We start from the raw sequence: 9149 nt of genomic DNA, 5'->3' as shown, positions 1-9149 counted from the left end.
GTAATGGAAGAGCTTGCAAGCCTTTTTTTTATGCACTCATGCTATGTGCGAATTCTTCGCAATACTCTGTACTTTTATTTTGCATTAAACAGATATGTAAGATTATTGATGAAATGAAACTTATATAAATCAAAGGTAAGCTTACTTTAACTTTTTTAATAAACAATTGATTTCGTAGCTGGATGGAGATGTATGACGACCATTATTAGTAAATAAAGGAGCTTTTATACTAGACAACTAATATAAAAGCTCCTATAGAAATGATAATTAAAACAAGCGCTTAATATTTAAATGGATAGTCTTTACATAGTGCATAAATTGGCTATTTTCTATTTACTTCATAATACAACTTAAGAAGATCTGCAACAGGGATGTCGTTTATCTTCATACCCGTTATATCACTTTGCTGTATTTCCACATTCCTAAGGTTACTATGAGTGATTTTACTTCCTTTAAGATTGCATCTTTTAAATGTAATTGGATTCTCCTCGTCTACAAGATTTGTATCAACGAAACGAACCCCATCTAAAGTCACTAATGCCATTTCGCTGTTAGAAAAATTTAGATCGGCAAACAATGTGTTTCTAAAATTTATATTGTGGAACTTTGAATGACGAAGATTACAGTTATTAATATGGCTGTTCATCATGTTACTGTTGCTAAAAGAACTGCCTTCTAGAGTTACCTGATAACACTCCGTCTTAGTCATATTACAGTTTTCGTATTGGGTACCTGATATATCCTCATTGTCAATTAAATTTTCTATTCCTGATGAAGTTCCTATTCTTTTTATGTAACAATATTCATCTTCTGTTTTAAAGGTTGCTTCATATCCCATCTTTTCATAAAAGAAGTGGTTGTTGATTTGTTTACTAGATGTTTCAAGATCCCAAGTCCTCACATTTAAAAACTCTTTTTCTATCAAAGTAATGACTTTGGAACCTATGCCTTTCCCTTGATAGTTAGGGTCTACAAAAATACGGTCTATTCTCCCAAAAGACTGACCTGAAATCGTGACAATAATTCCACCCACAATCGTTTCGTTGTATATAATTTTGAAGGAATGTAACTCCTTGATCATATATTTTGTCATTTCAATTGAAGCATATCCTGATGGCTGAATGTTATAGTCAATTATATTCTCTTGATCTGGAAGCCATTTTTTTGCTTCTTCATTAAAGGTTTTTTTCGAAATCTCTGTTAGTGCTTCAGCGTCTATAATAGATGCTTTCTCAATCCTTATTGTTGACATTTAAACGTCCCCTTTAAACTAAAATAGGTTGTCTTCAATCCTTATATTACCATAAAAAACAATCTTTAGCTTTTGGTTGGTCCGCTTGTATTGTTTAAACATTCAAACGATGTTTTGAATAAAGTTAAAGCGTTTGTGAAAAAGTTTAATGAAAATCCTTTCCTGAAAAGCTGGACTTTCTTCTCTCCTAGTACTAATGAGTAAAAGGAAAATCGTATTGAAATGATGAATAATACAGTGTTATCAATTAATAAGGGAGAGAAGACAAAACGGATAACATATATTTAATAGAATGAGGGGGATTATTTTGAGCAATCGAACTTTAAAACTTACTAAAGCAATTCATAACATAATAGATGAACAATTTTCTGGAGCTATTTACATCAAGGATAACAATGAAGTCTTATTTGAATCTGCATTTGGTTATGCGAACAGGGCTGATAAAAAATTGAATACTGTTCATACACGCTTTGGAATTGCATCTGGCTGTAAGTTGTTTACAGCTGTTGCTATTTGTCAACTTGTTGAAAAAGGTTTACTAACATTTGAAACTCGTCTTGAAGATTGTTTAAACATAAAATTTCCGCATTTTAACAAAGAAATAACAATTCATCATCTTTTGACTCACACTTCTGGAATACCGGACTATTTTGATGAACAAGTAATGGATAACTTTGAAGACCTTTGGAAACAAACACCTATGTATCTTTTGAATGACGTAAAAAATTTTCTTCCTTTATTTCAAAAGGGGAATATGATGTTTCAACCTGGAGAGAAATTCCACTACAATAATGCTGGATTCATTGTTTTAGGTTTAATCGTAGAACAACAATCAGGACTTTCTTTTACTAACTATATTGAATTAAATCTCTTCCAACTATGTGGAATGAATGATTCAGGATATTTCCCTTTAGATCAACTCCCTAAAAACACTGCCTATGGGTACATAGATAATAAAGATGGAACATGGAGAACGAATATCTACTCTATTCCGATAAAAGGTGGAGCCGATGGAGGGGCTTTTATCACATCATCAGATATGATCAAATTTTGGGAAGCATTGTTTAATCATCAGCTTTTGAGTAAAGAATGTACAGAAATACTTTTGAATTCACAAATCCATGTTAAAGATGGAGTAGATTATGGATATGGACTTTGGATTACTAAAAGTGAAGAATCTATAATTAAGTATCATGTAATGGGATATGACCCTGGCGTGAGTTTCCATTCAGCTTTTTATCCTAAGTCAGGAATCAAAATAGTAGTATCTTCAAACAAAAGTTCAGGAGCCTTTGAAGTAATGAAGGGAATTGAAGAAACTATTTTTGAGAGATGACCAAACATTATTCGATTAAAGGACCGTATAATTGAATAACAAATGGAAAATAGTTTTTAAGTGATACTAGGTCGAAAAAGAGGATTGTATAGTTCTATAACGAAATAAGTTAAAAGATAAAGGGGGCGATATTATGAATTTTATAATGAAGATAGGTTTGGAGAACAAGTGTAAAAAATTATAATGAATAGGGGTTTTTCTATTGAACCAAGCTTTGCTGATCATTGATGTTCAACAAGAATTAGTTGAGGGGAATAATGAAATTAAAAGTGTATTTAATAAAGAAGCATTATTAGATAACATTAATTTGGTTATTAATAAGGCATTAGAATCACACGCTTTAATCATCTTTATAAGGGATAAGGATGTTGCTGAAGGGAAAGGTCCGGGATTTCAAATACACCCGAAAGTAAACGTGCCAACTTCCGCAAGAATATTTGATAAAGCAGCTACAAATGCCTTTTATGGTACACCATTAATGGATTTTTTAAAGGAAAATGAGATTGAACATCTTGTTATGATGGGATGTAAAACAGAACACTGTATTGACACAGCGGTAAGAACTGCAACGGTGAATCATTTTGATGTTACTTTAGTAGGGGATGGTCATTCGACGACAGATTCTTCTATTCTATCTGCTGAAAAGATAATTAGTCATCATAATGAAATACTTCATGGTCATTACAATGTTGACAATTTTTCTGTTGTTCGGACTACCAAAGAGGATTTATTTCAACCAATTCATAACAATTACCGATAAAACGCCATTTATCCACTTCGCTTGAAAAGCACGTTATTGCCATTTTTTTAAATATGGTGAAATCAAACACGTATAACCTCGTTCTAAAATTAGAACGGGGCTATACGTGTTCAAGACAAAGGAGAAGAGAGTTATGAGAAAGTTAACTCATTGCGTTTTAGGAAAGTTAAATCAGTTAATCCCGTTTCTCATGTCTTTAGAGGAAGGAAATGAAAAGTTATTTTTTAGTCCTATTTGTGAAGGGAAATGGTCAACAGCTGCAATTGTTTCTCACTTCATGTATTGGGATCGATATATTTTAGCGGAGCGCCTTGAAGGGATGGTTCATGGAGAGTTACTTCCAAAAGCTAAAGTGAATGTAGAAGAAATGAATAGGCTGGCGGAGGAGTATGCAAATTCAGGAATTAGTAAGAAACAACTAATCCAAGAGGTCTGTGAAACAAGACAAAGATTAATAGATTCGTTAGAGAATAAGAATTTAGAGACTATTTTCTATATAGATTCAAATGGAATGACAGTAAATGAATATTTCAAAGGAATGGTGGAACATGACAACTACCATATAAAGCAAATTAAGGAATTCTTAATCCTTTGAGGAAATAAAAGTTAGTTATAAATATAGATGAGGCCAAAGAAAAACGAGGGGAAATATGAGTAAAAAAAGAAAAAGAAAACAGAGGGAATATAATCAAAGGCAGCAGGCCGTTAGAATGCAAAAAATAGCCCGAGAAATCAATTCGTATAAAAGAATAAAAAGATTGATAGCAAAAATAATATATGGAATAACAGCAGCGTGTATATGGGGTATTTTATTTTTAGCTATTAAACCTACTAATTTTTTGGATACGATGCTACTTTTTCTGGTAATGATGGTATTATTTTTTTTATATTTAGCATTGTTTGTACTGTTCGAGGAGGACAAGCAGACTAATACACAGATGAACAGAAGAAAAAAAGCAAGAGATAATTTTTCAGGTTCATCATGGGGATATATGGATAGTGATAACGGGTGTAATAGTAGCAGTGATAGTGGATGCGGCAGTTCAGGAGATGGTGGAGGCGATTAGAATTTAGCTATTTCTTATTATGTAAAAAAACACCTCAAAGAATAAAGTAGCTCTTAGTCTTTGAGGCATTTCCTTTAAACTTACTTTATCCAAATTATATTACTGCATCGAATTCATTTGATTTAGGCAGAGAGGCTGCTTTTTTCATAAGCACTTCCCATAAGTGTACGGATTTCTTCCATTCGGCTGCGGACTGTCCCTTTTGATACATAGCGTTCTCATAACTGAAAGTAAGTTGTTGCATATCAGTCGAGTTGTAAAGTGTATCGATGCGTAGAGCATATTCACGGAATGTTTGACTTTCACCCCGGGGTATACCGATTCTCGCAAATTGTTTTAAAAGTGCATCGTAGGCTTTTGGATAAACAGCATCATCTTTTCGGTATTTATAGAAAAGAATGATAAAAAATGTGAGCCACTTCATTCTAGTGGTATAGAGAATGTACCCAGTGATACTTATTAGAATAGTAGAGAGGATTAAGTACCACCAAGAAAATCCTTTTTTAGAGTCTGTCATCTTTTTAGCAGAGATTACTTCCGTATCATCTATTAAACTTTTAAGCTTTGCCTCATTGTTCCGCTGTTGTATTTGCTCGTTGTTAGAATTATTTTCTTCGCTATTTTGCGAAGTAGAAGTAGGAGTATTATTTATAAAATTATATGGATTGGTAAATCCTTTTGTTGGCTCGAATGGTATCCATCCGTATCCCGGAAAATATACTTCGACCCAAGAGTGTGCGTTATTGTTTGCGATCTTATAAACGTTATCACTTTCTAACCCAGTAAATGAATTATCAAGAGTTCCTTCTGTATAGCCTTTTACCCAGCGAGCGGGAATCGAGGCGGAACGAAGTAATATGATCATTGACGTCGAAAAATTATTACAGTATCCGCTTTTTGTATTGAAAAGGAATTGATCTACATAGTCTTGGTCTTTGGCAGGCACCATGACATTGATTGTTTCGTATACAAATGAATTATCTGTGAAGTAATTTTCGATAGCTAATACTTTATCATATCGGTTATCTTTTTCATTTGTAAGACTAAGAGCCAAGTCTTTTACTCGCTGTGGTAATGATTCGGGAAGTTGTGTGTACTTTGTCATAAAATAAGAACTTGTTTCATGACCTTCGTTTGGTTTTACAGTTTTCAAATTTTCTATGGAAAATTGCGGACTTTCATATGTTACTTTATACGAATTTAAAGTAGTAGAAGCGTCTCCGTTCATCGTATAAAATTTTTCTGAAAACGGGTCAACACTGTATGCTATATTAGCATCAGCCTCAACAGATACTAACCCTGCTGGATAAATAAGATGAGGGTAGCTTTTTTGCATCGTAATTGTTGCTGTGGATGCCTCCGTTTTTGTATTTTGTTCATACCAGCTCACGACGTCATTTTTATTTTTAAAAGAAACCTTTTTCTGCTTTTCAGAAACTTCCCATCCTTTTCCTGTATAAAAATCTTTTGTTTCTACTCTCCAATATTGTTTGCTTTGCGTTTGTGCTGTAAAAACAACTGTATTATCCGCTTCAAAAGGCCCGCCTAATTGCGAGTCATCTAAACCGTATCCGATTTTAGAAACTTCTTGTTTTTTACTTACTTCAGATGTTTTGAATTTCAAAAAATCCATCGTGTTAGTCCATTGAGGAGCAAATTTTGGAGCAAAATATGCAATGGTTGTTGACAATACAATAAATATTGCAAGAGGTCTAAGTAATTTTGTGAGATGTCTAGCATAATGTTGTAATTGTTCACTCGCTTTTATTCGTTCCATTTGAAGAAGACCAAGCATAAAAAATCCAATGACAACTGTACGAATAATCGCATAGTTTGCGTTGTATAAATGTAAGTTATGAAAAGTCGTGATATAAATAATAGTCAATGCAAGAAATAATAGTCCACGTTTTTTATGAATCATCCAATAAGAAATGAGAGAACATAAAAACCAGAATGATAGAAAAAATAAGAATGTCGGAAAGACTGGAGAAATATCTAGCAAATTACCCTGAAAAAACAGGGAGGTGTTTTGAGAAATATCAGCAAAGAATGCTGTCAGCCAAGATGGATTTATAAAAGAAATTTTATAGTATAGAGAATGAATGATGAATAAAATTGTTACAACCTTTATGGTAATTTTCCACTTTGCTTGAAAAAAAGAGAGAATGAAGCAAATGCCTATAAATATTACAAAAATATCTAATCTGCCTACATTTGTAATACCTATAAGCGGTCTTATCCACTCTAGTAAAAGAAGGAATCCGCACATATGTATGAAGAACCTATTTATATCCCATGGTTGTTTCACTTGTAATGTTTTCATTTGCTCACCTCAAAAAACACGTTCGTATAATGATTTTCATAAACTACTTTTACAAATATTTTTCGTTTTTGTAGGGTTTCTAGTATATTTAGTTCTCGATGTGAGAGCTGGTTCGCTTTTTCTTTCACGACAAACACCATTAATTTTCTATTTTTTATTGCTGCACAATCAGCCGCCTTTTGAATTTCGGGAGTAAGGTCACTTGTTATAAGTATAATTGTGATAGGCTGATAAATTCTTCTTAATTCCATTTCTACAATTTGAGAGAGCGGGAATACACTGTCTGCTTGTACTTTCGCTAAATGACAAAAGATTTGTTGCAACTGCGTATCTCCATTATCTAAAGGGAAAATCGTTCGTTCTTTGCCAACAGACACGAATGACGCTGGTGAATTTTGTTTCAAGACAGCCCTAACAATTGAAGCAGTAAACGAAACGACTGATTCAAATAGAGTAGTTGAGCTTCTGTCCATGAATATCATGATATTATTGCTGCGCTGCTGCTCAAACTCTTTTGTCATAATATTGTTTGTTCGTGCAGTTGCTTTCCAATCAATCCAGGAAAAACGATCACCAGGTATATATTCTCTGACACCGACAGAGACTGTAGAGTCTTTTGCTAAATTAATATTTGCCGAAAGCGCTCCTTGTTCGAAATGATTTTCCAGTTGTCGATACTTTATGTCTACATATTGAGGATAGACTAAAAATGTATCAGGAACTGAAAAAGTTGTCTCTTTTTCCATAATACCGAATAGATCGCCAGTTTTTACACGTACGCTTGAAAAATTGTGCTCTCCTCTAGGGATTGTGGCAATGATATATTGAAATGAAATATGTTGCTTAAATCCAGGAAAGAGAATTACTTTATTTGCCTTTGTTTGTTTACAACTTGTAAAGTGTGGTGGCAGCTCATCTTCTACAACTAAATAAAGTAAGGGAAAAGGGAATTTTCTATTTATTGTAATCGTGCTTATAAACTGTTCTCCTGCTACATATTCTTTTTGATTTGTTATTCGTTTTACTTCAGCGTCCCGTAAGGCGTAGAAGGGAAGTAGTAATGAATAAAAACATAAAGGAACCATGCTGTAAAATAAAAACCAACTTACAAATCCTCCTTGCAGCATGGCGTACACAAATGTTAAGACAAGGCATAAAGGGATTAGCAATAACTTGGAAACAAGATAAAATACTCGTAGTAATCTTTTCATCAAAGGTTTATCGTCCTTTGAGTTGGCACAGTAGTTCGTGCAACAATTTTTGCGATAACTTTTTCTCCCGTTATTCCCTCAAATTTTGCTTCCATTTTTAGAATGAGTCTGTGAGCTAAAACGTAAGGAGCTAAAAATTTAACATCGTCTGGAATAACATAATTTCTGCCATGAATGAATGCATAAGCCTGTGAAGCTTTCATTAAAGCAATTGAGCCGCGTGGGCTTGCACCTAGTTGTATTGAACTATATGAACGAGTTTGATTAACAAGTTTTACAATGTAATGCTTGATTGCTTTGTCCATGCTTACTTCCCGTACACTTTGTTGTAAATTCAGTAATTCTTCTATTGTAGTAATAGCTTGTAAATGAGAGAGTGGCTTTGTTTTTTCCATACGGTTTAAAATTTCAAACTCTTCTTCCGGTGTAGGATAGCCCATTTTTAGCTTCAACAAGAAACGATCGAGCTGAGCTTCCGGCAAAGGGTATGTACCTTCATATTCAACGGGATTTTGCGTAGCCATTACAAAAAACGGTTTTGGTAACGTTCTTGTGGTGCCATCTATTGTGATACTGCCTTCCTCCATACTTTCAAGTAAGGCAGATTGTGTCTTTGGTGATGTACGATTAATTTCATCAGCAAGTACGAAATTCCCCATAATTGGTCCAGGTTTGAACTCAAATTGTAATTCTTTTGGATTATAAATAGAAACACCTGTTACATCAGACGGCAGTAAATCAGGTGTGAATTGAATTCGCTTGTAATCGGCATCAATTGATTTAGAAAGGGCGCGGACTAACATTGTTTTTCCGACACCCGGAACATCTTCTAATAAGACATGCCCTTCAGCTAAAAGAGCTGTCAAAGTTAAGATTGTTTCTTTTCGTTTTCCAACCATCAATTTTTCAATATTGTTAATGATCTTTTCTACAATTGGATGTAGTGTATCAAGCTGCGTCATCGTAATCCTCCTAATTTTATTTTCGTTTTCTAGTTCATTTACTGAGAAATAGAATTTAAGTTAAAGAAATGAGTTCTTTCCGTTTATTGCAGTAGAATAGTAATCTAAGAATTAGCATTTGTATTATAAAAGTAAAAAATTGAAACATATATTTTAGTTAGGAAGCCTTTGGTTATATATTGCAAAAGTTTAAATGGTGAACTACCCACCACTTAACGACCTTACTGTCTGTTTGAAG

Annotated in this window: 8 protein-coding genes; 4 read left to right on the top strand and 4 right to left on the bottom strand. The window is 33.6% G+C overall.

Features of this window, described 5'->3' with window-relative positions:
* Window positions 1-322: 322 nt before the first annotated feature.
* A complete protein-coding gene (locus tag Q9306_RS13710; RefSeq protein WP_306199286.1) occupies window positions 323-1252 on the bottom strand; it encodes a GNAT family N-acetyltransferase in 930 nt (309 codons plus the stop codon).
* A 292-nt stretch (window positions 1253-1544) separates the two neighbouring features.
* Between Q9306_RS13710 and Q9306_RS13705 the strand changes: the two genes are divergently transcribed.
* The 4 genes from Q9306_RS13705 (at window position 1545) to Q9306_RS13690 (ending at window position 4415) form a co-directional block, all read left to right on the top strand.
* Complete coding sequence (locus Q9306_RS13705) at window positions 1545-2588, top strand: serine hydrolase domain-containing protein (protein ID WP_306199284.1); 1044 nt, start codon at window positions 1545-1547, stop codon at window positions 2586-2588.
* A 202-nt stretch (window positions 2589-2790) separates the two neighbouring features.
* The gene (locus tag Q9306_RS13700; RefSeq protein ID WP_306199281.1) at window positions 2791-3348 is read left to right on the top strand and encodes a cysteine hydrolase family protein; all 558 of its coding nucleotides are present in this window, start codon (window positions 2791-2793) and stop codon (window positions 3346-3348) included.
* Between the two features lie 133 nt (window positions 3349-3481).
* A complete protein-coding gene (locus Q9306_RS13695; protein ID WP_306199279.1) occupies window positions 3482-3943 on the top strand; it encodes a DinB family protein in 462 nt (153 codons plus the stop codon).
* 55 nt (window positions 3944-3998) lie between these two features.
* The gene (locus tag Q9306_RS13690; RefSeq protein WP_306199277.1) at window positions 3999-4415 is read left to right on the top strand and encodes a hypothetical protein; all 417 of its coding nucleotides are present in this window, start codon (window positions 3999-4001) and stop codon (window positions 4413-4415) included.
* Window positions 4416-4509: 94 nt separating this feature from the next.
* Here the strand turns inward: Q9306_RS13690 and Q9306_RS13685 are convergent, their stop codons facing one another.
* Genes Q9306_RS13685 through Q9306_RS13675 form a run of 3 tightly spaced genes read right to left on the bottom strand, consistent with a single transcriptional unit; the run spans window position 4510 to window position 8911 of the window.
* The gene (locus Q9306_RS13685; protein ID WP_306199275.1) at window positions 4510-6738 is read right to left on the bottom strand and encodes a transglutaminase TgpA family protein; all 2229 of its coding nucleotides are present in this window, start codon (window positions 6736-6738) and stop codon (window positions 4510-4512) included.
* Window positions 6735-7949 (bottom strand): DUF58 domain-containing protein, encoded by a 1215-nt coding sequence (locus Q9306_RS13680; protein ID WP_306199273.1) that lies wholly within the window; start codon window positions 7947-7949, stop codon window positions 6735-6737. The genes Q9306_RS13685 and Q9306_RS13680 overlap by 4 nt, the downstream gene beginning before the upstream one ends.
* Window positions 7949-8911 carry an AAA family ATPase gene (locus Q9306_RS13675; protein ID WP_306199271.1) on the bottom strand — a complete coding sequence of 321 codons (963 nt, stop codon included), beginning with the start codon at window positions 8909-8911 and terminating at the stop codon, window positions 7949-7951. The genes Q9306_RS13680 and Q9306_RS13675 overlap by 1 nt, the downstream gene beginning before the upstream one ends.
* Window positions 8912-9149 lie beyond the last annotated feature (238 nt).

Source organism: Bacillus multifaciens (assembly GCF_030756675.1).
Classification (GTDB): domain Bacteria; phylum Bacillota; class Bacilli; order Bacillales; family Bacillaceae_G; genus Bacillus_A; species Bacillus_A multifaciens.
The sequence above is the reverse complement of the archived record's forward strand: the minus strand, read 5'-3'. Positions and strand labels throughout refer to the sequence as shown.